The sequence below is a fragment of the Methanolinea sp. genome, assembly GCA_030055515.1.
In the GTDB taxonomy this organism is placed as follows: Archaea; Halobacteriota; Methanomicrobia; order Methanomicrobiales; family Methanospirillaceae; genus Methanolinea_A.
Map to the genome: position 1 here is coordinate 377,016 of JASFYI010000002.1, position 24,169 is coordinate 401,184.

At 61.9% G+C, this 24,169-nt stretch carries 20 protein-coding genes, 1 pseudogene and 1 CRISPR repeat array (1 of these 22 running past the window's edge); of the genes and pseudogenes, 17 read left to right on the forward strand and 4 right to left on the reverse strand.

What is annotated here, in order from left to right; translation table 11 throughout:
- Positions 1 to 653: direct repeats of the CRISPR family, unit length 37 nt; unit sequence GTTGCAGTCCTTGTTTTTGTGGAACCCCTTGTGCAAC; it begins 438 nt to the left of the window's first position.
- A 372-nt stretch (positions 654 to 1,025) separates the two neighbouring features.
- The 5 genes from QFX32_06080 (at position 1,026) to QFX32_06100 (ending at position 7,950) form a co-directional block, all read left to right on the forward strand.
- Positions 1,026 to 2,696, forward strand: coding sequence for a restriction endonuclease (locus tag QFX32_06080; GenBank protein MDI9633609.1), 1,671 nt, complete (start codon positions 1,026 to 1,028; stop codon positions 2,694 to 2,696).
- 202 nt (positions 2,697 to 2,898) lie between these two features.
- Entirely contained in the window at positions 2,899 to 3,483 is a 585-nt protein-coding gene (locus QFX32_06085; GenBank protein MDI9633610.1) for a hypothetical protein, read from the forward strand.
- Complete coding sequence (locus QFX32_06090; GenBank protein ID MDI9633611.1) at positions 3,473 to 3,697, forward strand: hypothetical protein; 225 nt, start codon at positions 3,473 to 3,475, stop codon at positions 3,695 to 3,697. The genes QFX32_06085 and QFX32_06090 overlap by 11 nt, the downstream gene beginning before the upstream one ends.
- Complete coding sequence (locus QFX32_06095; protein MDI9633612.1) at positions 3,679 to 6,735, forward strand: hypothetical protein; 3,057 nt, start codon at positions 3,679 to 3,681, stop codon at positions 6,733 to 6,735. Before QFX32_06090 ends, QFX32_06095 begins: the two co-directional genes overlap by 19 nt.
- A gap of 384 nt (positions 6,736 to 7,119) precedes the next feature.
- Positions 7,120 to 7,950 carry an IS1595 family transposase gene (locus QFX32_06100; GenBank protein MDI9633613.1) on the forward strand — a complete coding sequence of 277 codons (831 nt, stop codon included), beginning with the start codon at positions 7,120 to 7,122 and terminating at the stop codon, positions 7,948 to 7,950.
- 169 nt (positions 7,951 to 8,119) lie between these two features.
- On the opposite strand, the pseudogene QFX32_06105 reads toward QFX32_06100, so the two are convergent.
- Positions 8,120 to 9,101, reverse strand: a pseudogene (locus QFX32_06105) (IS5 family transposase).
- A 446-nt stretch (positions 9,102 to 9,547) separates the two neighbouring features.
- Here QFX32_06105 and QFX32_06110 point away from each other — a divergent pair.
- The 6 genes from QFX32_06110 (at position 9,548) to QFX32_06135 (ending at position 15,290) form a co-directional block, all read left to right on the forward strand.
- Positions 9,548 to 10,990 (forward strand): ABC transporter substrate-binding protein, encoded by a 1,443-nt coding sequence (locus QFX32_06110; GenBank protein MDI9633614.1) that lies wholly within the window; start codon positions 9,548 to 9,550, stop codon positions 10,988 to 10,990.
- Positions 10,991 to 11,001: 11 nt separating this feature from the next.
- Positions 11,002 to 11,778 carry a class I SAM-dependent methyltransferase gene (locus tag QFX32_06115; GenBank protein ID MDI9633615.1) on the forward strand — a complete coding sequence of 259 codons (777 nt, stop codon included), beginning with the start codon at positions 11,002 to 11,004 and terminating at the stop codon, positions 11,776 to 11,778.
- 9 nt (positions 11,779 to 11,787) lie between these two features.
- Positions 11,788 to 12,729 (forward strand): ABC transporter permease, encoded by a 942-nt coding sequence (locus tag QFX32_06120; protein ID MDI9633616.1) that lies wholly within the window; start codon positions 11,788 to 11,790, stop codon positions 12,727 to 12,729.
- A 145-nt stretch (positions 12,730 to 12,874) separates the two neighbouring features.
- Complete coding sequence (locus tag QFX32_06125) at positions 12,875 to 13,615, forward strand: ABC transporter permease (GenBank protein MDI9633617.1); 741 nt, start codon at positions 12,875 to 12,877, stop codon at positions 13,613 to 13,615.
- Between the two features lie 56 nt (positions 13,616 to 13,671).
- Complete coding sequence (locus tag QFX32_06130) at positions 13,672 to 14,547, forward strand: ABC transporter ATP-binding protein (protein MDI9633618.1); 876 nt, start codon at positions 13,672 to 13,674, stop codon at positions 14,545 to 14,547.
- Between the two features lie 44 nt (positions 14,548 to 14,591).
- Positions 14,592 to 15,290 (forward strand): dipeptide/oligopeptide/nickel ABC transporter ATP-binding protein, encoded by a 699-nt coding sequence (locus QFX32_06135; GenBank protein MDI9633619.1) that lies wholly within the window; start codon positions 14,592 to 14,594, stop codon positions 15,288 to 15,290.
- A 156-nt stretch (positions 15,291 to 15,446) separates the two neighbouring features.
- On the opposite strand, the gene QFX32_06140 is transcribed toward QFX32_06135, so the two are convergent.
- Positions 15,447 to 16,004, reverse strand: a complete 558-nt coding sequence (locus tag QFX32_06140) for a transposase (protein MDI9633620.1) — start codon at positions 16,002 to 16,004, stop codon at positions 15,447 to 15,449.
- Between the two features lie 803 nt (positions 16,005 to 16,807).
- Here QFX32_06140 and QFX32_06145 point away from each other — a divergent pair.
- The 4 genes from QFX32_06145 (at position 16,808) to QFX32_06160 (ending at position 21,222) form a co-directional block, all read left to right on the forward strand.
- On the forward strand, positions 16,808 to 18,313 hold the full coding sequence (locus QFX32_06145; protein MDI9633621.1) for an IPT/TIG domain-containing protein: 1,506 nt from the start codon (positions 16,808 to 16,810) through the stop codon (positions 18,311 to 18,313).
- Between the two features lie 7 nt (positions 18,314 to 18,320).
- Positions 18,321 to 19,136: a fibronectin type III domain-containing protein gene (locus QFX32_06150; GenBank protein MDI9633622.1), complete on the forward strand. Its 816-nt coding sequence runs from the start codon at positions 18,321 to 18,323 to the stop codon at positions 19,134 to 19,136.
- Between the two features lie 135 nt (positions 19,137 to 19,271).
- A complete protein-coding gene (locus QFX32_06155) occupies positions 19,272 to 19,832 on the forward strand; it encodes a hypothetical protein (protein ID MDI9633623.1) in 561 nt (186 codons plus the stop codon).
- A gap of 10 nt (positions 19,833 to 19,842) precedes the next feature.
- Positions 19,843 to 21,222 carry a hypothetical protein gene (locus QFX32_06160; GenBank protein MDI9633624.1) on the forward strand — a complete coding sequence of 460 codons (1,380 nt, stop codon included), beginning with the start codon at positions 19,843 to 19,845 and terminating at the stop codon, positions 21,220 to 21,222.
- A gap of 100 nt (positions 21,223 to 21,322) precedes the next feature.
- On the opposite strand, the gene QFX32_06165 is transcribed toward QFX32_06160, so the two are convergent.
- A complete protein-coding gene (locus QFX32_06165; GenBank protein ID MDI9633625.1) occupies positions 21,323 to 22,255 on the reverse strand; it encodes an ADP-ribosylglycohydrolase family protein in 933 nt (310 codons plus the stop codon).
- Positions 22,256 to 22,565: 310 nt separating this feature from the next.
- The gene (locus QFX32_06170; GenBank protein ID MDI9633626.1) at positions 22,566 to 23,021 is read right to left on the reverse strand and encodes a ferritin family protein; all 456 of its coding nucleotides are present in this window, start codon (positions 23,019 to 23,021) and stop codon (positions 22,566 to 22,568) included.
- 364 nt (positions 23,022 to 23,385) lie between these two features.
- On the opposite strand from QFX32_06170, the gene QFX32_06175 reads away from it, so the two are divergent.
- Positions 23,386 to 23,757 carry a cupin domain-containing protein gene (locus QFX32_06175; GenBank protein ID MDI9633627.1) on the forward strand — a complete coding sequence of 124 codons (372 nt, stop codon included), beginning with the start codon at positions 23,386 to 23,388 and terminating at the stop codon, positions 23,755 to 23,757.
- Between the two features lie 2 nt (positions 23,758 to 23,759).
- Positions 23,760 to 24,068 carry an NAC family transcription factor gene (locus tag QFX32_06180; protein ID MDI9633628.1) on the forward strand — a complete coding sequence of 103 codons (309 nt, stop codon included), beginning with the start codon at positions 23,760 to 23,762 and terminating at the stop codon, positions 24,066 to 24,068.
- Positions 24,069 to 24,169 lie beyond the last annotated feature (101 nt).

The following is a 24,169-nucleotide window of genomic DNA, read 5'->3' on the forward strand; positions in this document are numbered from 1 at the left end:
TGCAACACTGTGGTTGCAGTCCTTGTTTTTGTGGAACCCCTTGTGCAACTGTGACTTCTTCTTTGTCATCTTACTCACCTCCTAATTGTTGCAGTCCTTGTTTTTGTGGAACCCCTTGTGCAACCTTCGTGCTCCCCGAACCGTGCCGGATTGTGGGTTGGTTGCAGTCCTTGTTTTTGTGGAACCCCTTGTGCAACAGAACGTACAGCGTATCGTGGGGTATGATGTTATCTCACGGTTGCAGTCCTTGTTTTTGTGGAACCCCTTGTGCAACAGTATGGAGTGATCTGAATGTGGAATATTCATATTGTTGCAGTCCTTGTTTTTGTGGAACCCCTTGTGCAACTTAATTTTTGAACAAGCGGGTTTAAATGGGCCGTTTACTGCGAAGTTGCAGTCCTTGTTTTTGTGGAACCCCTTGTGCAACGCCATAATTATTTACGACGGTATAAAGGAGAAGAGATTATTGCAGTCCTTGTTTTTGTGGAACCCCTTGTGCAACAATACGTTGGGCATGCCGAGATCTGATTTCGTGAAATCAGAGTTGCAGTCCTTGTTTTTGTGGAACCCCTTGTGCAACGTCCACCACTCCCGCACCCGATCGGGGTTCGAGGAGGTTGCAGTCCTTGTTTTTGTGGAACCCCTTGTGCAACAGCAGAAATTTTGCTCCTTTTGCCGAGATCTCCCCGTATACCCCCATATTTCCGTAACCTTTAAGTCCGGCACGGGCCACCCGGGGCAACAGGTCCTATGGGACCGGGGAGAAATAATGGTTTCTCCCCGCCGATCCGGTGCCCCTGCCACCGTGGCGCACTTCTCGCCCGATAATGACGGGCCGGAGGTACCGGACACCATCCGGGGAGAAAGGCCGCGCCGTCCGGTACGTGGAAAAGAGCCGGACCTCCCTTGCCGGTCCACGCCCCAGCGGTTCCCGCCCGGCAGGTTCTTGTCCCCTCCCCGCACGCGGCCGCATGACCCCCACCTTTTTCTCGCCCCGCTCCCACACCCTCTCTCCGGGATCACGGGTGGACGAAGGCACGCCCGGGTACTGGAAGGAGCAGGGGAACGAGGCGATCGCCCGCCGGGACGCGAGGAAAGCGATCTCCCACTACACCCGCGCCCTCCTCCTCGACCCGGACTACGGGCCCGCGTGGCACAACCTCGGCCTCGTCTGCGGGAAGCTCGGCCACGCGGAGGCCGCCCGGTACTGCCTCTCCGTCGAGGACGCCCTCTCCCGGGGGGAGGAGGCCCCGGACCCGGGCGAAGAGCTCATGGCCCACGTCACGGCGGGGAGCAATGCCGAGGTGATCGACCTCGATGCGCTCGACGGGTACGCGTTCGAGGAGATCTGCGGCGAGATCTACCGGAGGCTCGGCTACCGCGTCGAGCAGACGCCCCCTGTCCGCGACGGCGGGCGGGACCTCGTCCTCCACGCGCCGGGCGGCGAGGAGATCGTCGTCGAGTGCAAGCACCAGCCGGAGGGGACGGTCGGCCGGCCCGTCGTCCAGAAACTCCACTCCGCGGTGATCTCGAGCGGCGCATCGCGGGGGATCCTCGTTGCGACCGGCAGGTTCTCGCAGGACGCGGTCGCCCACGCCGCGACGCTCTCGCCACCAATCACGCTCGTCGACCGGGCGATCCTCGCCGACCTCGCTGCCCGGGCGGGGTTTGCGCTCCGCGCCGCGGGCGAAAGGGAGGCCATCTGGGTGTACCCCGTTTCCCCCCTCCCCGCGACGTGGCGGTGGATCGCATCCGACCTCGCGGCGGAGACGTCGGGCTTCCCCCTCTCCTTCCCCGCCCTTCGGCCCGCGGGGCGGAGGATCTCGCTCTCCCCCGCGTACGTGGTGACGTACGACATCCACTTCGAGTGCGCGACCTCGGTGGGGGTGATCCACCGCGAGGAGGCCCGCGGGAGGCGCGTCTCCCTCGACGGGGCGACGGGGGGCGAGGTGCCGGACCACGGGTTCCTCGCCGAAACGCCGGTCCTCGCGTTCTCCCAGCCGCGTGACCTCCCGCCGGGCGTATCCCGGGGCACGTTCGCGGTCGATTCCCGGACGGCGCGGGAGATCGCCCTCGACCGGATCCTCCGCGCCCACGCGCGGAGGGTCGTGTACTACGGGCGGAACAACCAGCGGTACGTGAAGGAGTGCGTGCCGGCGCGAAGGGACGTCCTCGTCCGGGACGTCCGGCAGGTCCTCGTCCCCCGGCAGGAGATCGCGGTCGCAGGCCCGGGGAGGACGTACGCGGTCCGGCTCCTCGAGAGCGGGAAGGCCCTCCGGTGCAGCCCCGACCTCTGGACCTGCGGGTCGTGCGCGGGGTTCACCCGGGGCGAGAAGAAGGTGCTCTGCAACTCCTGCGGGGCGCTCGTGCACGCCCCCTCGCTCCTCGATCCCTGCAGCGCGGAGTGCCGGTCGTGCGGGAAGACGATCTGCCGGTCCTGCACCCTCGTCTCGGGTTGGGGGAAGAAACTCTGCGCGGAGTGCGCGCGGAGGACCGATCCCTCTGCCCGGCCCGCGGGGAAGGGGAGGTACCAGGGCAAGGTCCTCGCCGCCGCGTGCGGGACCGGGGGGCTCGCCCTCCTGTACTTCGCGAACCCCGCGGGGTTCCTCCTCCTCCTCGTCGCCATCGCACTCGTCCTCTCCGGCGGGAAGAAGCCCGTCCCGGAGCACGTCGTCGTGGAGAAGAGGGGAGGGTGAGGGGGACCCTCCCCCCGTTCACTTCTACGTCCCCTCCCTCACCTTTATCTCCGCACCCCCGCACCTCTCTCCCGCCGCGCGGGAGGACCAAAAAGAGCGCCGGCCCGCCCGGCGCGGCAGGAGAGAGAATGAGATCCAAAACGAGAGAGACACCGAAAGGAGCGGGCAGGCATCCCCTGACCCGCGGGGGGAGCGTGGGGAAATGAACCGCACGGGCTCCCCCGGCACGCGAGAGAACGCTCCCATCATTCCTGCGGCAGGAGGAACCCACGGAATCCTCCGCGCCGTAAACGAAGAAACTTCCGCTCCCGGCTCCCCGGGGTCTGCAGGCGCGGCGACGGCCTGCCGGGGGGAGACCTCCTCCCCCCCTGCCCCGGCGAGGGCGCGGTCCGGCCCGCCCCGCCCGGTCCTTCCCCCCGCACGGGCCGGAGAGCCGTTCCGGGAGAGGCGGCCACGCTTCAGGGCGGCAGAGCACGGTGCGGTCCGGGCACTCGCGCGGGAGGGATTTCCGGTCGTCGTCAGGGTCACCGACCCCCGGTTCCCGGGCAACGTCATCGCGTGGACGGAGAGGGGAGGGATCCACCTCTTCCGCGTCATCGCCACGAGGCGCAGGTCCATCGACGCGAGGGCGGCCGCGGCCGCGTACGCGGCGGAGATCGCGGCGCTCGCCGCCGTCCCCCTCCCGCCCGGCGGGTCGCGCAACCTCTGGGTCCGGTCCGGCAGGACCTCGTGGAAGCTCTTCCGCGTCTTCCCCGGCGGCCTCGCGGAGGTGCCCCATGTGGCGTGAGAACGGCGACGGCACCATGAGCCCGCGCCGGATCTGCCCCCTCATGTCCGACTCCCGCGGCATCGTCCTCTGCCAGGGGAAGAACTGCGCCGCGGCCTACAGCGTCAGGGCGAGGGACGGCGAGGCCTGGTACTGCGCCATCCTCGAGGACGAGCCCCGCCGCGCATCCCCCGTCCTCCGGGACGGTGACGGTCCATGGCAGCCGGGGAGGTGAGGGAGGCACTCGCCCTCCTCTTCCCGCCCGGTTCCGTCGTCGAGCTCCGCGCATTCCTCGACGGCGCCGTCGCCTCCGGGTACTTCGACGACCCCGCCGCCCTCGCGGCCGCGGCCGAGGCCCTCGACGCCGCCGGTGCGCAGGGGGTCTACGTCACCCTCAACGAGGTGAACCCCGCCCTCCTCTCGCGGAGGGCAAACCGCGTGAAGGCGCGCCTCGCCAAGGCGGACGCGACCACCGCGGACGGCGACATCCTCCGCCGCCGCTGGTTCCCCGTCGACGTCGACCCGGTCCGCCCCTCGGGCATCCCCTCTCGCGACGCGGAGCACGAGGCCGCCCTCGCGAGGGCACGCGAGATCGCCGATTACCTCCGCGCCCGGGGCTGGCCCGACCCGGTCCTCGCCGACTCGGGGAACGGCGCCCACCTCCTCTACCGGGTCGACCTCCCGAACGACGGGGAGAGCCGCGACCTCGTCCGGCGGGCGCTCGAGGCACTCGACCTCCTCTTCTCGGACGAGACCTGCACGGTCGACACGGCGAACCACAACGCCGCCCGCATCTGGAGGCTCTACGGCACGACCTCGCGGAAGGGCGACCACACCCCGGACCGCCCGCACCGGAGGGCCCGTCTCCTCTCCGCCCCCGAGAGTCCCGCGATCGTGGGAGAGAGGCTCCTTGCGGACCTCGCCGCGTCCCTCCCCCCTCCCCCCGCGAAGGGCGGGAAGGGTTCCGCCGGCCACGGCCCGGCAAGAGACCTCCGCTCTTGGCTCCTCTCGCACGGGATCGGGATCGCGCGGGAGAAACCCTACGCGGGCGGGACGCTCTTCGTCCTCGAGGAGTGCCCGTTCTCGGACGCGCACAGGGACGGGGCGTTCGCGATCCAGTTCGAAAACGGCGCGATCTTCGCCGGCTGCCACCACGCCTCCTGCGGCGGCGGTGCGCAGAGGTGGCAGGAGCTCCGGGAGAGGCTCGAGGGGAAAGGCAGGGAACGCGGGCAGGCGGAAACAGACCGGGACGGCCGCGCCGTTCCCGCCCCGGGCGACCAGGCGGAGGAGGAGATCCCCGCCGGCGTCCGGGAGGAGGCCCTGCGCGTCCTGCGCGAGGGCGACCCGCTCGGCTACTTCCTCCGGACCTTCTCGCTCGACCACGTCGGCGACGAGGTGGTGGCGGCCTGCCTCGTCATGTCGCTCGCGTCGCGCTCTGTCGAGAACACGAACGGGCTGCACGTCTCGGTCTCGGGCGAGAGCGGGAAGGGAAAGAGCCACGCGTTCGGAACGATGCTCCGGCAGGTCCCGGCCCGGTTCCGGCTGGACGGCGCGATGAGCAACAAGGCACTCTTCTACCACGACGGCATCCGGCCCGGGAGCGTCATCGTGCTCGACGACCGTGCGATCTCCGAGGAGATGGGGGATATCCTCAAGGGTGTGACGACGTCGTTTTGCAGGCCGTTCGTGTACCGGACGGTGAACAAGGACCGCAGGCCCGTGGTCTGCACGATCCCGGAACGGTGCGTCTGGTGGGTGGCGAAGGTGGAGGGTGCCGGCGACGACCAGGTCTTCAACCGGATGCTCACCTGCTGGATCGACGACTCCGAGGAGCAGGACGCCCGGGTGCTCGCCCGGGTGCTCGCCCGCGCCGCGGAACCACCGGGAGATGCGGGGGAGGAGAGGCACGAGATCGCCGTCTGCCGGGCGATGTGGGAGGTCCTCGGGAGCCAGAGATTCCACGTCACGATCCCGTTCGCGGGCAGGATCCGGTTCCGCGCGACGGGGAACAGGAGGAACCCGGAGATGCTGCTCGACCTCGTGAAGGCGCACGCGCTGGTCCGGCGGTTCCAGAGGGAGACGAGGGTCGCGGGCGACGGGACGCCCTGCATCCTCGCGGCCCGGGAGGACTTCGAGGACGCGGCACGGCTCTACGCGCAGCTGAACGGGGTCTCGGGCGGGCAGGAGACGAAGCTCACGAAGAAGGAGGCGGACCTCCTCGGCGTGATCGCGAACGCAGACTGGCAGGAGTTCACGATCCCGATGCTCCAGAAGGCGACGGGGTGGAGCAACGGGACGGTCCACAAGGTCATCCACGGGTACCTCTCGCGGGGGAGGGTGCACTCGGGCCTGCTCGAGAAGTGCCCGGCGATCTCTGTCTGCGACCGGACGGTGGCAACCGAGGAGGAGGGGGGTGTCTCGGTGCGCAGGCGGGTGAACGCGTACGCGTTCGACAGGGACCTCTACGCGAGGTGGTGTTCCGCGGGAGCGGGTGCGGTCTGGCTCGAGGAGGGCGGGGAGAGCGGGGGTGACGGGGGGAACGGCGGTGACGGGGGAGGGGGTGGCGCACCCTGCTCCCCTGAAACACCCTGCACCAATCCTGAAGCACGTGCTGCAGGATTTGATTCCGGTGGAGAATCGATATCATCGAAAAATACTGGAATTAACCCCCGTAATGGTGCACGCGAGGGTGAATCCTGCAACGTTTCCGGGGTCACGTACCGCGCGTTGGGTCCACCGGGGGGCACTCCCGCCTGTACACGTGATCCCGGAAATGTTTCAGGGCACGGATCGAATCCCGTGCATCGCTCTCCGATCGTCGAATCCGTCCCGCAGGAGGCGCAAAAATCCCTGCACCAGTGTGCCGCGGGAGCGGGAAGGCGTTGCAGGGGTGCGGGGAATGGCCGGCGTGCGCGAATAGACCCGCGGGACTTTTGGCCGCTCGGCCGGCCGGAGAGGAGGCCGTGTTCCGCGTGCGGGAGCGGGTGGTCGCACTACGCGGAGAGGCTCCCGGGGAAGCGGGGGCGGCACCGGCGGAGGGACGCCCGGCGGATCTGCGGGGCGTGCTACGCGGCGGCGCGGAAGGCACTGCAGGAGCGGGCGGTGGTGCTGCCCGGGACGTTCGATCCCGGGGGGTTCGAGCCGTTGAAGGCCGACGCGGGGAGGTGCACGGTGTGCGGCCTCGAGCGGGCGGTGTTCATCGACCGGGGGACGGGGACGAAGGTGTGCGGGGCGTGCCACGGGCGGATCGCGGGGGGCGGGGCGGCGGGGTGAGGGGAGGGTGAAGAGAAATTATGAAGTGATGCGTGAGAGAACGGATCTACTTCTTAAGTTCTTTTGAGGTTTCCATATATCGAATTCAGCTGGGAGCAATCTGATAATATCTTCCGGTTTCATTATATAAAGATCGTATGTTTTATCAAGTTGGTTCATGACTGCAATAAAGCGGTATAAATTCCCAGGTTTTTTCCGATTAAAGGCAGCCCTTTTAACTCCTTCAGTTCCATCTTTATTTTTTTTCCAGTATAACATTTGAACAGCTTGGATTAAATTTCTATTGGAAATTAGATTTTGACGAGCAGCCAATTCACGTATAAATTTAGGTAATTGTGTAAGATCCACCACTAACCTTTCGTTAGGAAGGGATGAATGGATCGTATGGATTTCCGGGAGATCGGGAGGATTGTATCCGATGATCGATCTGCCCTTGAATACCTCTGGAAGAGACGAGGAACTACAATCTGTTCGTCCTGTGGTTCCTCAGATTTCTATTTTATCGGGAGGAGCAGAGTCAGATGTAAGAACTGCCGGAGAGACATATGGCCCCTCCAGGGAACGAAGTTCTCACTGCTCAGGATCGCCCCCTCTCAGTGGATCTCTCTGATCAAACTGTTCGAGTTGTCCGTTTCAGCGATGAAGGCTTCCCAGGAGTTACACCTCAGCTACAAGACCGCTCTTCGAGCTTATGACATCGTGAGGAAGGCAATCATCGAGTATCTGGCGAGAACAGACGATATCCTGAAAGGAGAGCTCGAGGCAGATGAGGCATACTTCGGAGGTAAGAGGAAAGGGAACAGAGGAAGAGGAGCTGCAGGAAAGACCATTTTATTCGGTATCTTGGAGAGAAAAGGGAAGATCTCGGTGAGCATCGTCAAGGATGTCTCAGCCGAGAGTCTCATGACAGAGACGGTGAAGAGAGTACGCCGTGGTTCCATCGTGTATACTGACAAATGGGCAGGATACGATTCACTCATGTTCTGCGGGTATAAACACCTGAATATCGATCATCGCTACAAGTTCAAGAGCGGAAAGGTCTACATCAACGGTATCGAGGGTTTCTGGTCTTTCGCAAAAGAGAGGTTGATTAAGCATCACGGTATCTCCAGAGAGAAGTTTCTCTACTACATCAAGGAGATGGAGTGGCGATACAACAACCGAGGCAAAGATTTATTTGAGGATCTGATCGATTTGATGCTTGACGAAAAATAGTTGGTGGTGGAAGTTACATAATCACCAAATAAAAATTATGTTAAGAAAAGAAAAAGTGTCAAATTGAATTGAATATTTCATGACGATTTCGAAAAACCCGTGACATCGAAAGAAAGCAAACGCTCTCTCGAAATTTGCGAACTCAAAAATGGAGATTTCCCTAAAGATTTCACCAAATTATCGTGATTTTCTTCCGATTTTTAAGAGTCTTCGACAGCTCCCGCTCCCAGACCCCCTTCTTTTTAATTTTAAGAGTACTCAACTGGACCAGATTGAACAAAAACGACGCGAACACGTTTTTGACATGCACCCTTTCTCTCGACGTCACGAGAACGTGACCGCAGTGGAATGTCCGTTTGATTACGGCGAAGACCCATTCAATCGCTCTCCGCGTCCTGCTGATCGCACGGTTCCTGCGCTTCTCCTTGATAGTCAGCGGACAACCCCGGACAGCCCTTTTCACGGTTTTATCGATCGAGGCACGGGATTTCACTCCGGAATAGCCCCTGTCGCGGTACACCGTCTCGCCGGGCATCGGGAGGTCCACCTGGCTGTCATGGACGGATGCAGTCGTTGTCTCGATGCGCCGGACCAGGTGATCCTCCCTGTCGATGTGCACGTGGAGCTTGTATCCAAAAAAGGGTGTCTCTCCTCTTTTCGTCCACGTCCCGTCAATGTTCCTCCGGGTTTTTCCCTCTTCGCGCGGTGATGTCCCGGAAGACGGTTTCCCCGGGTCGGCGGTGATGACCGTTGCATCCTGGATGACTCCACGGGTGATTGCAAGACCCTTGGCCGCGATCTGTGCCTGGAAATTATCCCAGATTTCCTGGTATTTGCCTGGTTCCTTGAGACGTTCCCGGGAGAACCAGACCGTGGAAAAATCGGAACTCCGTGGGGGAATCCGGCGAACTACCGGAACGGGATGCGATCCGTCACCTGGCGTTCCAGTTCCGGGCCGGAGAAGTTGGAGAGTTCCTGGAGCACGGGGAGTTTGACCACCACGACAGGTCGATGTGTGGCCTCCCGCCTTTGCCTTCCTTGTTGCGATAGAGGTCTCCAAGTATCGGGCGGAACTGGTCCCAGTCAATTATCGATGCAAATTCTGAAAGGCGGTCCCCAACCTTTTGGACCCTCTTGCAAGCCTCGTGCAGGCCGAATGTCGCGAAGGTCGTTCGGGGAGTTTTCGTTCGGCTGAGAGAGAGAGCTTTTGTGGTTCAAAGGAGGGGTATTCGAGAACCTCAATTCAGGTTCCGGGCGGGGAACCCGGAGGTGGTAAATGACGATTATTTCGCGAGAGGCACGTTGCGCAAACGAAGGCCCCCCTCGTTTTCCCAAAACCGCATGGACGTCTCCTCCCCGCCCCGGGTGGGGTATTGGCCGATCCCCGATGCATATCAGAATACTTATGAGGAATGCGATTATACATCTAATTAAATTTTGTAATACAAATTAAGACAATCATTCGCGGAGGTATAATAAATTGAGAGTCACGTCCCTGACCACGATCGCATTTATCCTCTCGTGCATCCTCATTGCGGGATGTGTCACGCAGACACACGCCCCACCTGCCAAGGAGCGGGTACTGACCATCGGGGAGATGTGGAAGATCACCGACATCAACCCCGGAGGGGGTCACAGCGGGGGCACGTTCATCACAGAGAAGGCAATTGTCACGGAGACACTCGTCGGTGCAGATCCCAGTTTCACGCTTGTCCCGAACCTCGCCACCTCATGGAGGCAGATCGACAACACCACGTGGGAGTTCACCCTCAGGGAGGGGGTCATGTTCCATAACGGAGAGGAGATGACAGCAGAGAGCGTCAAGTTCTCCCTCGACATGGTCGCGAAGAATTCGCCGAACGTCGCGCGACTCCTCGACTATAAAGACAGCGAGGTGGTCGATCGCTACACGGTCCGGATTCACACACACTCCCAAAATCCCCTCGTCCCCGCAGTCCTCCACTACCCTGACACTGCGATCATCCACCCCGCGTCCTATGACGCGAAGGGGAATTTCATCAAGCCAATCGGCACCGGCCCGATGATGCTTGAGTCATTCGACGAGCTCACCGGGGAAGTCGTCGTCGTCAAGAACCCGCACTGGTGGGGAGGCGTTCCCACCATCGACCGGATGATTATCCGCGGGTACGAGAGTCCCCACACGAGGGCGATGCTCATCGAGAAGGGCGATGTGGACTTCACCGTCGATCCGCCCTACAGCGAAGTGAACCGGATCGATGCCTTACCCGGAATCCGTGTCGAGAAGTACAATACGCCCCGCCTGTACAAGCTCGATGTCAACCTCAAACACCCGCCCCTGGATAACAAGGACGTGCGGAAGGCGATATCCTACGCGATCGATCGGGAGGGGATCGTCGCCCATGTTCTCTACGGTGTGGGGAGTCCCGCAGGGGGGTGTTTCCTCCCGACGATGAAGTGGGCAAACACCACCCTCACACCCTACCCCTACGATGTCGCGCGCGGAAAACAGTACCTCGAGCGGGCAGGATGGAGAGATACCGACGGTGACGGCTTCGTTGACAAGGACGGGAAGAAACTGAAGCTGAAAATCCTCACGTATATCGAGCGCCCCGGTCTCCCTCCGATGCTCGAGGCGATCTGTGCGAATCTCAAAGCCATTGGGATCGACACCGAACAGGTCGTCATGGAGAACAGCGCGCTCACCCGGCTCCTCGACAACGATGAGTGGGACATGTACCTCGTCGCGTTCAACCTCGCGATGGTACCGGACCCGGAGTACGTCCTGAAGAGCTGGTACACCACGGATGGCCCGAACAACCGGGCAGGGTACAGCAACCCTGTCGTGGACAGGATGATCGAGGAAGGCCACTCCATCTCTGATACGGACAAGCGGTATGCACACTTCCGTGTCATCGAGGGGATCGTCTACGACGACCTCCCCACGATAAATATCGCGTACTACGGGGTTGCCGTCGTGATGAAGGAGACTATCAAAGGATACAAGTTCGACCCGACCGCCCACGACTACCGGATCGACCCGTTCATGACCATCGGGTGAGTGCAGACAGGATGGACGAGACACCTCTCAAGCACCGCATCGCAGAGATGTGGGATAGCGAGGCGGACAATTACGACAATCACGTCTCGCACGGCATCCAGACGAGGGAGGAGAAGAGGATGTGGGAACAGGTGTTCAGGGAGGTGCTCCCCCCCGCATACCCCCTCCACATCCTCGATGCGGGCTGCGGGACAGGGGCGATGGGGCTCCTGCTCGCAGGGATGGGGCACATTGTGACCGGGATCGATCTCTCCCCACGCATGATGGCAATCGCGAAGCGGAAAGCAGAGGAGTATCGCCTGCCGGTGACCTTCCTGCACGGAGACGCGGAATCCCCCCCTTTCGGTCCGGAGAGCTTCGACGTCATCGTCGCGCGGCACCTCTTCTGGACACTGCCCCATCCCGGGGAGACACTCAGGAGGTGGCACGCACTCCTCCGGCCGGGAGGAGCGGTGATCCTCATCGAGGGCATCTGGTTTGACGGCCGGCTCGAAACGCGGATCAGGCGTGGAATCAGCCTGTTCTTCGCACGCATCTTTGAGAAACACCCCCACGGAGCAAGGGGATACGATCCGCACACGAGGAGGAATCTCCCCTACCATGGGGGGCTCCCTGAGGCAGCGGCGCGAGAGTCCCTCAAAAACGCGGGTTTCTGCCAGATTGTGACCCGGGACTTGCGCGAGATAAAGAGAGCCCAGTTCACGCGGATGCCGTGGTACGAGAGGATTCAGCCCGTTTTCTCATACTACCTCATCTCCGGCAGGAAACCGTCCAGTGCGCACCCGTGAGGTGACCCCGTGCACAGGTACATCCTCAAGAGGACGATCTCTCTCCTCCTCACCATGCTCGCTGTCTCACTCTTCTCTTTTGTCGTGGTGAACGCCATCCCCGGGGAGCCCGCCGAGGTCCTCACCCGGCACCTCTTCATGGGACTGGAGGAGGCCGCGCCGCCTGACATGGTCGCGGAGGTCTCAAAACGGTATGACCTCGATAAGTCGCTCCTGGAGCAGTATATTGACTGGGTCGGAGATGTGCTCCATGGGGATTTTGGCCATTCCGCCCTGTACAATAGGCCTGTCGCGTACCTCATCGGGAACGCCCTGATCCCCACCCTCCTCCTCGCGGCGACCGCGGTGCTCCTCTCGTTGCTCATCGGCATTCCCCTCGGGATATACTCGGCACTCCACAGGGGGAATCTGTCTGACTGGATCGTGCGGATCGTCACGGTCTTCTCCATCTCGATGCCGGTATTCTGGATCGCAGTCATCCTCATCCTCTGTTTCAGTCTGGCCATGGGGGTGACACCCGTCGCGGGCTATGGGGGTCCTGAATACCTCCTCCTCCCGGCACTCGCCCTTGCGATTCACTCCTCCGCCTCCCTCGCGCGGATCATGCGCACGAGTTTGATCGAGACGATGAACAGACCGTTCATCACATTCGCGAAGGCAAAGGGACTGCCATTGAGGGATATCGTCGTGCACCATGCCCTTCGGAATGCAATGCTCCCGGTGATCACAGTCGTGGGAATGAGTTTTGGGGGGCTCCTTGCCGGGGCAGTGGTGATCGAGACGGTATTCGCCTGGCCCGGACTGGGAAATCTCCTCGTCAAGGCGATATCAGCACGGGATGTTGTCCTCATCGAGAGTACCCTCGTCGTCATCGTCTCGCTGTACCTCGTCGTGAATTACGTCGTCGATCTCTTCTACACCCTGGTCGATCCGCGGATCCGGTATGAATAGCGAGTGTGCACCGGCGATGGCTCCCCCCCACGCGACTGTCAGGGACCTTTCTTTGAGGGGGCGCCTGAAGAATCACCGTCCGTTGCTCGTCACCCTCTGCCTCATCGGGGTGACCCTTCTCCTCGCAGTGATCGGACCTGCGGGAATGCCCGGAGACCCCCACGAGACATCACTGGAGAGCAAGAACGAAGGTCCCAGTATCAGGCATCCCCTGGGGACCGATTACCTCGGGCGGGATCTCCTGCAGAGAACACTGCACGGACTCCGCACCTCCCTCTCCATCGCCCTTGGGACGATAGGTCTCGCGTTCCTCGTCGGGTGTTCTCTCGGCTGCGTGTCCGGTTACTACGGGGGCAGGATTGACGAGTTCCTCGCCCGGATTATCGATATCTCCCTCGCATTTCCGGCGATTATCCTCGCCCTCGCGCTCGCGGCCCTCATTGGCCCGGGCATCTCCAATCTGATCCTCGTCCTCGCGCTCGTCCAGTGGGCATCCTTTGCGCGGCTCATGAGGGGGCAGGTGCTCTCCGAGAAGAACCAGGAGTACATCCTCTCGGCGAGAGCAGCAGGGCTTCCGGGCTGGTGGATCATGCTGCACCACCTGGTCCCAAACACTATCATGCCCGCTGTGGTGCTTGCGACGATGGATATCGGCCACACTCTCCTCACCGTCTCGACGCTCGGTTTCCTTGGGGTCGGGATCCCCCCGTCGATCCCCGAGTGGGGCTCGATGATCAACGCGGGGCTCAATTACATGCACACCGCACCCCAGAATGTCCTCGTCCCCGGCATGGCAATCACGCTCGTCACGCTGTTATTCAATATCGCGGGGGAGGAGCTGCGGGATCTCATCGATGAGGAGAGGGAACAGGGGGTGATCCTATAGGAGAGATCCTCCGCGTCGAGAACCTCTGTATTGACTTCCGGACGAAATCCGGTGTCATCAGGGCGTCCCAGCACGTCTCCTTCTCAATCAGGGAGAACGAGGTCTGTGTCCTTGTCGGTGAGACGGGGTCCGGAAAGTCTGTCATCGGACAGGCGATCCTCCACCTGCTGCCCCCATCCGCAACAGTGAGCGGGGAGATCTGGTTCATGGGTGAGGAGATCCTCCACCTTGGGGAAGGAGAGTTCGCCCCGTACCGCGGGCAGAGGATCGCCCTCATCCCCCAGAACCCCGTTGCGGCTCTCAACCCCCTCATGCGTATCGAGAGACAGATCGGAGAGGTCACGAGATTGCCCCAGTTCGCCCAAGAATCAGAGATAAGACGAATTCTCTCGATGCTCAGGTTCGACGCCCCGGACAGGGTCGCGGCATCCTACCCGCACATGCTCTCGGGGGGGATGCAACAGCGCGTCGCGGTCGCAATCGCCCTCGCAAGCCGGCCCTCCCTCCTCATCGCGGACGAACCCACAAAGGGGTTGGACTATGCCGCGAGGAGAGTGACGATGGAGATGATCGGGGAAATGAGGCATGCGCAGAACGCTGCGATTCTCCTCATCACCCACGATCTTGAGCTCGCGATGGAGATTGGTGATACCGTGGCGGTTGTCTACGCGGGGGAGATAGTCGAGTACGGGCGTTGCGAGGATGTCTTCTCCTGCCCGCTCCACCCGTACACGCAGGGGCTCCTCCGCGCGATGCCCCGGAACGGAATGGTCCCGATGCGGGGTTCCTCCCCGTCACTCTCGGATCTCCCTTCCGGTTGTTACTTCTCCGACCGCTGTGTGCCGGGGTGTGCGCGGGGCGTGACCGTCCACCCCGAATTGGTCATGTGGAACGGGAGGGGGGTGAGGTGTCACCTGATCTGCTCAGGGTAGAAAATCTCCGCAAGACTTACGGGCACGGGGATGTCTTCTCTCGTGTGAGCTTCTCTCTCGGAAGCGGCGAGACCATCGGGTTATTCGGGCTGAGTGGTTCGGGCAAGTCGACTCTTGGACGGTGTATCCTCGGGCTGGAACGCCCGACGGAGGGGCGGGTTTACGTGGAGGGCAGGGAAGTGGTGGCCGGGAGGGTCCCCCGCGGCACGATCCCCCCCATCCAGATGATATTCCAGCACCCCGAGGTCTCCTTTGATCCCCGCAAGAGACTCCTCGTGAGTGTCACCGAGCCCCTCGTCTACCACACGCGGCGTGCACAGGAGGAGGTCTTTGAGAGCCTCATGCCTCTCATCCAGGCGGTGGGACTCAAACGGGAACACTTCATGAGGTATCCCCATCAGCTCTCCGGCGGGGAGATACAGCGGGCGATGCTGGTGAGGATCTACTCTCTCAAGCCCCGGATTGTCATCGCAGACGAACCGACCTCTATGCTCGACATGTCTGTCCAGGCCCAGGTTCTCAGCCTTATGAAAACATTACAGGGGAGAAACGGAAACGCCTGTATCTTCATCTCCCACGATCCCGATGTGATACAGGCAATGTGCGAGAGGGTCGGTGTCCTCAATGGCGGGCGTTTTCAGCTGATGGAGATGGACGCGTTCGCGAGGGAGGTGGGGAGAATCTCTGCGCGGGAGCAGAAGTCTTTTCCCCATTGTCCTCCGGAACCTGAACTGTCCCCGTGAGGAGGGGGATCTCTCCGACAGTTTTCAGAAGATTTCAGCGAATTTCGAAAAACATCCACGATATTGAGGGAAGGATCCGGCCCTCTCCAAATATGAAAACCCAAAATGGTATTATCCAGTACTGGTTTCACCAAATTATCTGTTTTTCCCCGATTTTCAAGAAGTCTTCGACAGCTCCCGCTCCCAGGCCCCTTTCCGTTTGAGAGTACCTAACTGGACCAGGTTGAACAAAAACGACGCGAACACGTTTTTGACATGCACCCTCTCCACAGTCGTCACGGGAACGTGACCGCAGTGGAATGTCCGTTTGATCACGGCGAAGACCCATTCAATTACTCTCCGTGTCTTGCTGATCGCACGGTTCCTGCGCTTCTCCTTGATAGTCAGCGGACAACCCCGGACAGCCCTTTTCACGGTTTTATCGATCGAGGCACGGGGTTTCACTCCGGAATAGCCCTTGTCGCGGTACACCGTCTCGCCGGGCATCGGGAGGTCCACCTTGCTGTCATGGACGGACGCAGTCGTTGTCTCGATGCGCCGGACCATCTGATCCTCCCTGTCGATGTGCACGTGGAGCTTGTATCCAAAACAGGGTATTTCTCCTCTTTTCGTCCAGGTCCCATCTTTATTCCTCCGGGTTTTTCCCTCTTCGCGCGGTGATGTCCCGGAAGACGGTTTCCCCGTGTCCGCGGTGATGATCGTTGCATCCCGGATGACTCCACGGGTGATTGCAGGATCTTTGGCGGCAATCTATGCCTGGAAATTATCCCATATCTCCTGGAATTTGCCTGGTTCCTTGAGACGTTCCCGGGAGAACCAGACTTGTGAAAAATCAGGAACTCCGTGGGGGAATCCGGCGAACTACCGGAACGGGATGCGATCCGTCACCTGGCGTTCCAGTTCCGGGCCGGAGAAGTTGGAGAGTTCCTGGAGCACGGGGAGTTTGACCACCACGACAGGTCGATGTGTGGCCTCCCGTTTTGCCTTCCTTGTTGCGATAGAGCCCTTCGAGTCTCGGAGCGGAACTGGTCCCATCCGATTACCGGTTCGAATTTGAAAAAAAAAGCGGTCCCCAACCTTTTGGACCCTCTTGCATGCCTCGTGGAGGCCGAATGTCGCGAAGGTCGTTCGGGGAGTTTTCGATCGGCTGAGAGAGAGCTTTTGTGGTTTGAAGAGGGGTTTTTCGAAAACCTCGGAAAGCTGTCTCGGTCCGCATCTCTTTCCGAAAATATCCCGATTCGCTCGTGCGGTCCCCATAATGGAGAAACGGGGAACCTTCCCCCTCCCGACAAGCAACGCTCGCTATTATAATATACCCCCCGGGGTACACTTCCGGATAACATGCGGGGAGCCCCCCTTAAATTGGTGAAAGACCGGAGATTTCTCGGCGATGCGCATGCCCATCCCACGCCGTGGCACGAGGAGGATAATGGGAGGATACACGGAATAATCCCATGGAGCACAGGCGTGTGTTCTCTTTTCCGCACGAATCCCCCCCACGAGGTGGTGGTGGTACCGTGACACCTCCCCGGCTGGCCCTCGCGCGGGTCGTCCCCCTCTCCATTCTCATCCTCCTCGCCGCGGGCACCTCGTGCGCCTCGCCGACCGTCATTTACTTCAACGCGACCGGGACGACGAACTGGACAGTGCCCGAGGGTGTCACCGCGGTCGATTACCTCGTCGTGGGAGGCGGAGGGGGAGGCGGGACCAACGGGGGCGGGGGTGGCGGTGCCGGCGGCGTCGTCACCGGGGCACTCCTGCCCGTCTCGGGATCCGTCACGGTCGTGGTGGGTGCAGGGGGAGCCGGTTCCACGAGCAGCAATGCGCCCGGCCAGAACGGGATGAACTCGTCCTTTGGCACCATCGTCGCGCGGGGTGGAGGCGGTGGCGGGAGCGGGAACAGCGTGAAAGGGCTCTCGGGCGGCTCGGGCGGCGGTGCTTCCGCGACCGGGATCCCGGGCGCGGGGATTTCCGGCCAGGGGAACTGGGGGGGATACGGGGACACCCCCGGGGGGAGCCAGAGGTACTGGGGTGGCGGCGGCGGCGGTGCAGGTTCCGCCGGGGGGAATGCCACGAAGAACGCGAACGGAGGAGCGGGTGGTGATGGCATCGTCTCGTCCATTACCGGCGTGGCCCTCGCGTACGGGGGCGGGGGCGGCGGCGGGGGAGACTCGGGTATCGGGGGAACCGGGGGGACCGGTGGCGGCGGCACCGGGGGAATCGGTGCCAATCCCGGGAGCGATGGCCTGCCAAACACCGGGGGAGGTGGCGGCGGCGGCGGGACCACCGGCAGGGGTGGCGCGGGGGGTTCCGGCGTCGTTATCATCCGCTACGTCCTCCCCGCGGTCACGAACCTCACGCCCGCGGAAGGGCCGCTGGAGGGGGGCACGAACGTCACGATCACCGGCTCGGGGTTCACCGGGGTGACGGCGGTCAGGTTCGGTTCAACCCCCGCTCCCTCCTACACCCTCGTTTCCGACTCCACGATTTTCGCCACGTCACCCCCCGGCAGTGTGCCGGGCACCGTCAACGTCACCGTCACCACGCCCTACGGGACCAGCATTCCGGGTCCCGGGAGCCAGTTCACCTACGCGGTTGCGCACCTCGAGATCGACGTCAACGGGACGATAAGCAACTGGACCCTCAGCATCGGCGAGAACATCGATGCGACCAGCCTCACCCTGAAAGTGATATCCACGCACGGCTGGTCCGTCTCGGTCTACGACGCCCTCGACCTCGGGAAACCCGCGTCGACCGCGGGGCACATGGCAGAGTTCAACGGATTTTCGTACAATTCCTCGGGCAGGATGCTCTCCCGGCCGGTCCAGCTGAAGGACGCGAATGCGACGTCGTTCGTCACCCTGACAGGCGTCCCGCAACAGTACCTCTCAGGGGGCGCGACCCCCGCGGGGGGCACGGTCTACCCCGTCGTGGTGCGGCAGGAAGTCGAGTACGAGGACCACAGGCTCACCCCCCCGTCGGTGTACCAGGTCATCGTGACCTTTGTCGGGACGACCCTCTAGGTGCGCGATGGAATCCGGAACCGGTATCCGAGGAGCGGGTGAACCGGGGCGTGATCGCCCGTCCCGGCGGGAAAGGCGGATCCTCCGGAGGAGCCTTCCCGCGTGCATCCTCATTGCCGCGTGCGCGGGGCTCCTCCTCGCGGGGACACCCGTCCTCTCCGGGCCGGTCGACGTCGCTAAGATCGAAGCGAACATCGCACCGCTCCGGATCGCCCATATCGCGGTCGACGAGATCTCCCCCTCCGGGGCACGTATATCGTGGGTGACAGACAATCCCTCGGACTCGTGGGTGTACTACGACACCACGAGCCACCGGAACCCGGAGGAGTACGCGTGGCACGCGGGGACAGAGGTCCTCTCGGTCACGCACCAGGTCACCTTGTCCCGGTTGAATCCCGCCACGCTGTACTATTACCGCGTCGTCTCCCGCGGGCCAGGGGGAATCGTGGTCGTGTCCGGCGAACGGGTCTTCCGGACACTCACCCTCCCCCCCGCGGGAGGGGGCGGGGGTGGCGGGGGAGCCTACGGGGGCATTTTCTCCGTGATTCCCTTCGCCCCGCCGACCACCGCGGTGCCGAGCCCTCCCGCGACTCCCCCCCCACTCCCCCCGCCGGGTGAAACGGGAGCCGGGAATATCACCGGTGATAACTGGTCTCCCGGGATTCCCCCCCAACCCACCGGGACGCCGTGCGCGGCTATCACCGGGGGAGGTCCCCTCCCCCCTCCCCCCTGCCTCGCGTGGATCCTCGTCGCGGGCGTAATCTCCCTTGGACTCGTCCTGCTCCTGCTCTTTTCCAGGCGGAGGAAGGAGGAGGGTAATTGACTGCCCTCCCCCGCATCTCAATTTTTTAAATGTCTCTCCTCGCCTAAAATTGTCTCACAGGGGGAATTTATCCATATATTTAAATAAGATGACTAGCGAAGGTGTAATTGTCCGAGAAAAGGTGGCTGGAACACTATGAAGGTGAATCCATTTGCTGTACTCGTGGCTCTCGTCATGGTGGCGGGACTCGGGATGGTTGCATCCGCGGCGTATTCCAACGATACTGCCCTCATCCAGTCGAACCCGACAGAAGGCCTGGTCCTCGACGTGGTGGGGAACATCACGTCCTGGGACCTCTCCAACATCGGGGACAACGTCGATTCGACGAGCATCTACCTGCACATCAGGTCGAATACCAACTGGATGATCCAGGTGGTCGATAACCTCGACGAGGGGAAACCCGCGGAATCTGCCGGTCACATGGCAGAGTACACAGGCCTCGCATACAACACGACGGACGGGGGCAGGTACCTGTTCTATCCCCTCCAGTTGAAAGCCGACCCGTATGACATCTACGTCGACTTGTCGGGAACTCCCCAGCTCCTCAAGCAGGGCGCCCCGACCCCGCCGGGGGTTCCCGTCGGGGGACTGTACTACAACCTCACCGTGAACCAGAGGATGAGACTCGCCGACCAGAGACTGACGCCACCCAGCGTGTACCGGATAATCGTAACCTTTATCGCGTCGAATCTGTAAAAGGACACCTATGACGGTGTCCTTTTCCGGGGAAAGGAGCGTGGCTCCTTCCCTCTCCCGGTTCTTTTGCATAATCACCATCCTCGCGGGACTCCTCGCCCTCTCTCCCGTGTCGGCACTGGGAGTGACCGGCTCGAAATTCATGGCGACCATGCCCCCCGGTTCGACGACCACCCACGCGATAACCCTCACCATCGAGGAGGGCGCCGAACCCCTCGACGTGCAGGCCGAGGTCATGGGATTTTCCAACAGCCCCGACGGTTCCTACTTCCCGGTGAGTCCCGCGGAGGACACGAGCCCTTACTCCGCGCGGACGTACATTACACTCGATAGGTCGTGGGTCCACCTCACGCCCGGGACTCCTGAAACGATCACGGCAACAATCACCGTCCCGGAGAACGCGGGTTCCGGCGGCCGGTACGCGATGATCTACGTGCACACCCTCCTTTCGGGGCAGAGGTCTTTTGGCTTCCTGACGGGGGTCACGATACCCGTGATGATCACGATCGCCGGTGATGCGCCGGTCGTGAGCGGCGCGATCCGGGACGTTTCCGTGGGGGAGATCGCGACCGGACAGCCGTTCATCGTCACGACGAAATTCCAGAATACCGGCAACCACCACTACTACGGCCTCAAGAACACCGTCGTCATCTCGAACGGGAGCGGCACCGTCGCGACAGGTTCCTTTGGGCCGGCCGCGTGGGCGATTATCCCGGGCAGCACCGTCCACATCAAGGTCCCCGTCAATACCCCGCTCCCCGTGGGGACGTACACGGTCCGGTCAACGGTCACGGGGGAGGACGGGACCGTCCTTGACAGCAAGTCGGTGGACTTCCAGGTCGCCCTCCCCTTCACCCCACCCCCGACGTCGACGACCATCACGCTCACGCCCCAGGCAGAGGGACTCCTCGTCTCTCCCGACGGCAGGTACTCGGTGTATTTCCCCGCGGGATCCGTCCTGAGTAACGTCGACGTCACCCTGCGGCCCCTGCAGGCCAGCATGTTGCCCTCCGGGGCCGAGCCCGTGCAGGCGGGTTCGAGCATATTCGCGGTCGAGGGGCTCGCGGGGCTGCTCGCGAAACCCGCGACGGTGAGGGTGAAGTACTCGGGAGACGATCTCCGGGTTGCCGGCGGGGATGCAAGCGCACTTGGTCTTGCCCGGTTCGATGCGGGCACCAATGCGTGGACCATTCTCCCCACGGAGAGATCGGGTGACACGCTCGTCGCGCAGTCGGACCGGATGGGTGTCTGGGCCGTCGTGCACGCACCCGGTAGCGCGGGAGTCCCGGGGATGGTGCCCGGTACTCTCGTGATCGTGGGGGCGATCGTCGGGGTCGTCGTCCTCGTCCTCGTCGTCGTGGCGCTCAGGAGGAAGAAGGGCCCCATTTAATCTTGGTGTCTCCTTCGACCCTCCCACAACGTTTTTTTCACGATTTGGTGGCCTGTGGTATCGGATTTCGGGAGAACTGCACGCGGGAATACTTCAAACTTCATGCGACCTCTTGGCTCAGGATGAATAATTTCTCCGCGTATTCCTCGATCAATTCCCGGAAGGCGAGCACGGAGAGCCATTTTCTGGGGATTGCACCGACACCGTAGAATGCCCCCGCGAGTTGGCCGTAAATTGCTCCTGTCGTGTCTGCATCTTCACCGAGGTTCACCGAAAGGAGGCACCCTTCTTCGAAAGACCTCCCATTGGAAAATGCCCAGAGGGCAGCTTCCATCGATGCGACGACATATCCCCGTCCCCGGATTTCTGGTGGTTCCTTCTCCTTGAAGGAACCCCTGGCAACTTCTCGCACTTCCTCGCAGAGTGGGTGGGAATCCCAGAACCCCTCGACGGGGCAGAAATGGGGGGAGAGTATCTCGTCCTTTGACCGGCCTTCCAGTGCTCCCACGATGAGGCCTGCGAAATACCGGCAGGCATCGACCACTACCGGTAACCCGTGCGTCGTCCTCGAGCTTTCTCCCGCCATTTCGATTGCTCTCTCCGGGTCTCTCGAAAAAAACATCGCAACGGGAGCAAGTCTCATGAGGGATCCATTGGACGCAGAACGGGAATCGGTCTGCCCGGGGTATGGCTCGCGTGTCCTTTGGAATTGCGAGAGCGCCGCCCTGGTGGTTGTCCCGATATCGAAACATCTGCCCGTGCTCGAGAGGTATCCCTCTTTCCACCACCGGCAATAGCGTTCGAGCTGGTCGACGGGATCAAAACCTCTCCTCTCTACCAGGCTCTCCGCGAGGCAGAGAGCAAGGGATGTATCGTCGGTATACTGGCCTGGCTCGAGGTGGAAGGGCCCTCCTCCAACCATCGAACGGATGGGTGTAAAATCCCCCGGCTCCTTGAACTCGAATGCTGTCCCCAGTGCATCCCCTGTCGCAAGTCCGAGGAGACATCCCAGGAAGCGCTCCCGTGCATCCATCGGTGATTTCCTGTCACGGGATATTATTGAGTTTTTCGAAAAACTCGGGGAAGTTTCCTGGCACGGATCGCAAGCCAATAGTCTTGCAATCACGCGTGGTGTCACCCAGGATGCGACAATTATCACCGCAGAACCAGAAAACCAACCTAAGAGGCATCACCGTGCGGAGAGGGGAAAACCCGGGGAAACAAGGACGGGATATGGACGAAACGGGGAGAGACCTCGTATTTTGGATGCAGGCTCTCTGTGCTCCTCAGCAGGGAGAATCAGTCCCCTCAAAAAAACGGGAAAAAAGAAATTGCGAGTTGGTTTACCAGCTCTCGGCGAACGCGGTGTTCACGTAGATGTCCTCGAGCCGGGCCTTGTGGCCGCGCTCCATGTTCGCAAGCTCGAGGAACATCTTCTTCTGCTCGGGGTCCTCGCTGTTGTTCGCGAGCGCGGTGTACATCTGCATGGCCTCGAGCTCCTTCTTGATCGCGACGACGAGGCCGTCGACGGGCTTCATGTCGGGGCTTAAGTCGGGCGTCTTGATGTTGTCCCCGACCTTGAAGTCCTTTGCCGGCGAGAACTTGAGGGCCTTCACGTCCTTTGCGAGGAGTCCCTGGAGGAACTCGCGGTGCTTCGTCTCCTCGCCGGCAAGCTCGGTAAAGAGTCTCTTGAGGTTTGCGTCCTTCACCTTGTCAGAAACGGTCTTGTAGAAAGTATATGCCTCCACTTCGCGGTTGATCGCCATGGAGATGATCTTCTTGTAGTCTTCCGGAGTCATGTGAAATCCTCCGTGTCACTTTATAAGAGTGATGGTATAAATAGCATTGGTTCCCGCATGGTCTCCCCCGTCCCGGAAAGAAAGGGCGTGCGGGGGGCTACACGGCGGGATTTCCGGGAGGTGGCGGTGTTCTTCCGCGGGTCCCCTCCCTTTCGCACGTGTACCCCCCCGCACACCCCGGGACGGTTGCCGGGTGCCCGGCCTCCAAGGGCGGGACCCGCCAGGTTCTTCACCCTGCCGCGTCATCAGGTACGTGAGGGAGGAATATCCCTGCGCAGGGCCGGCGGTCGTTTCCGCGGGATGCGAATGAGGGCACTTTGGGAGACGGTGCAGGGCGCTGCGTGCGAAGGGTGAGAGTATGACCATGGACGACGGGGCCGATCCGCCGGGAGGCGAAAAGAGGCAGAAGAAGAAGCGCGACGAACTCCTCGGGAAGGTGTTCGTCCTCAAGGACCTCGTGGACTACCAGGAGGGGACCGTTGCGAGCAGGATGATCGTCGACCGGGACGCGGGGAGCATCACCGTCTTCTCCTTCGACGAGGACGAGGGGTTGTCCGAGCACACGGCCCCCTACGACGCGGTCGTGACCATCCTCGAGGGCGAGTGCGAGGTCTGGGTCGCGGGGACGACGCACCGCATGAGGGAGGGCGAGACGATCATCTTCCCCGCGAACGTCCCGCACGCCCTCTCCGCCGTGACGAGGTTCAAGATGGTCCTCACGATGATCAGGGGGTGACCATGCCGGGCGAGGAGAAGGAGGGGATCTACTGCACGGTGTGCGGCGGGATCCCCCCTGACCAGGTGAAGATCCGCAAGGTCGTGATCGACGGGAAGGAGACAGGGATCGACAGGCTGGACTGGATCCTCGCGGACGTCTCCTCCCTCGGTCTCCAGGACGACGACGCGATCACCGACGCGATCGTGGAGCGCGTCCAGAAGTTCAACTACATCCCGGGCAAGAAGATGGCCGAGTACCGTGCCGCACTCCTCCGCGAGTACAAGGCGTTCCGGTCGGGGCGGCGGGCGGGCGTGGACGACGGCGCGTGAGCATCGCCGCGGTATTTTTCTGGGTGCGAGAACCGCGGAACTTTGGTGTCAGGAATCGGAAATCCCCTTCCCGGGATATCGTTTTGGAACAGTGTACTGAG

Coding starts and splice junctions, on each gene's coding strand:
- QFX32_06175 (MDI9633627.1), top strand. CDS start 23,386: ATGGACGACGGGGCCGATCCGCCGGGAGGCGAAAAGAGGCAGAAGAAG.
- QFX32_06095 (MDI9633612.1), top strand. CDS start 3,679: ATGGCAGCCGGGGAGGTGAGGGAGGCACTCGCCCTCCTCTTCCCGCCC.
- QFX32_06125 (MDI9633617.1), top strand. CDS start 12,875: ATGCCCGGAGACCCCCACGAGACATCACTGGAGAGCAAGAACGAAGGT.
- QFX32_06090 (MDI9633611.1), top strand. CDS start 3,473: ATGTGGCGTGAGAACGGCGACGGCACCATGAGCCCGCGCCGGATCTGC.
- QFX32_06180 (MDI9633628.1), top strand. CDS start 23,760: ATGCCGGGCGAGGAGAAGGAGGGGATCTACTGCACGGTGTGCGGCGGG.
- QFX32_06150 (MDI9633622.1), top strand. CDS start 18,321: ATGGAATCCGGAACCGGTATCCGAGGAGCGGGTGAACCGGGGCGTGAT.
- QFX32_06170 (MDI9633626.1), bottom strand. CDS start 23,021: ATGACTCCGGAAGACTACAAGAAGATCATCTCCATGGCGATCAACCGC.
- QFX32_06100 (MDI9633613.1), top strand. CDS start 7,120: ATGGATTTCCGGGAGATCGGGAGGATTGTATCCGATGATCGATCTGCC.
- QFX32_06160 (MDI9633624.1), top strand. CDS start 19,843: ATGACGGTGTCCTTTTCCGGGGAAAGGAGCGTGGCTCCTTCCCTCTCC.
- QFX32_06155 (MDI9633623.1), top strand. CDS start 19,272: ATGAAGGTGAATCCATTTGCTGTACTCGTGGCTCTCGTCATGGTGGCG.
- QFX32_06085 (MDI9633610.1), top strand. CDS start 2,899: ATGAACCGCACGGGCTCCCCCGGCACGCGAGAGAACGCTCCCATCATT.
- QFX32_06115 (MDI9633615.1), top strand. CDS start 11,002: ATGGACGAGACACCTCTCAAGCACCGCATCGCAGAGATGTGGGATAGC.
- QFX32_06165 (MDI9633625.1), bottom strand. CDS start 22,255: ATGGATGCACGGGAGCGCTTCCTGGGATGTCTCCTCGGACTTGCGACA.
- QFX32_06110 (MDI9633614.1), top strand. CDS start 9,548: ATGTGGAAGATCACCGACATCAACCCCGGAGGGGGTCACAGCGGGGGC.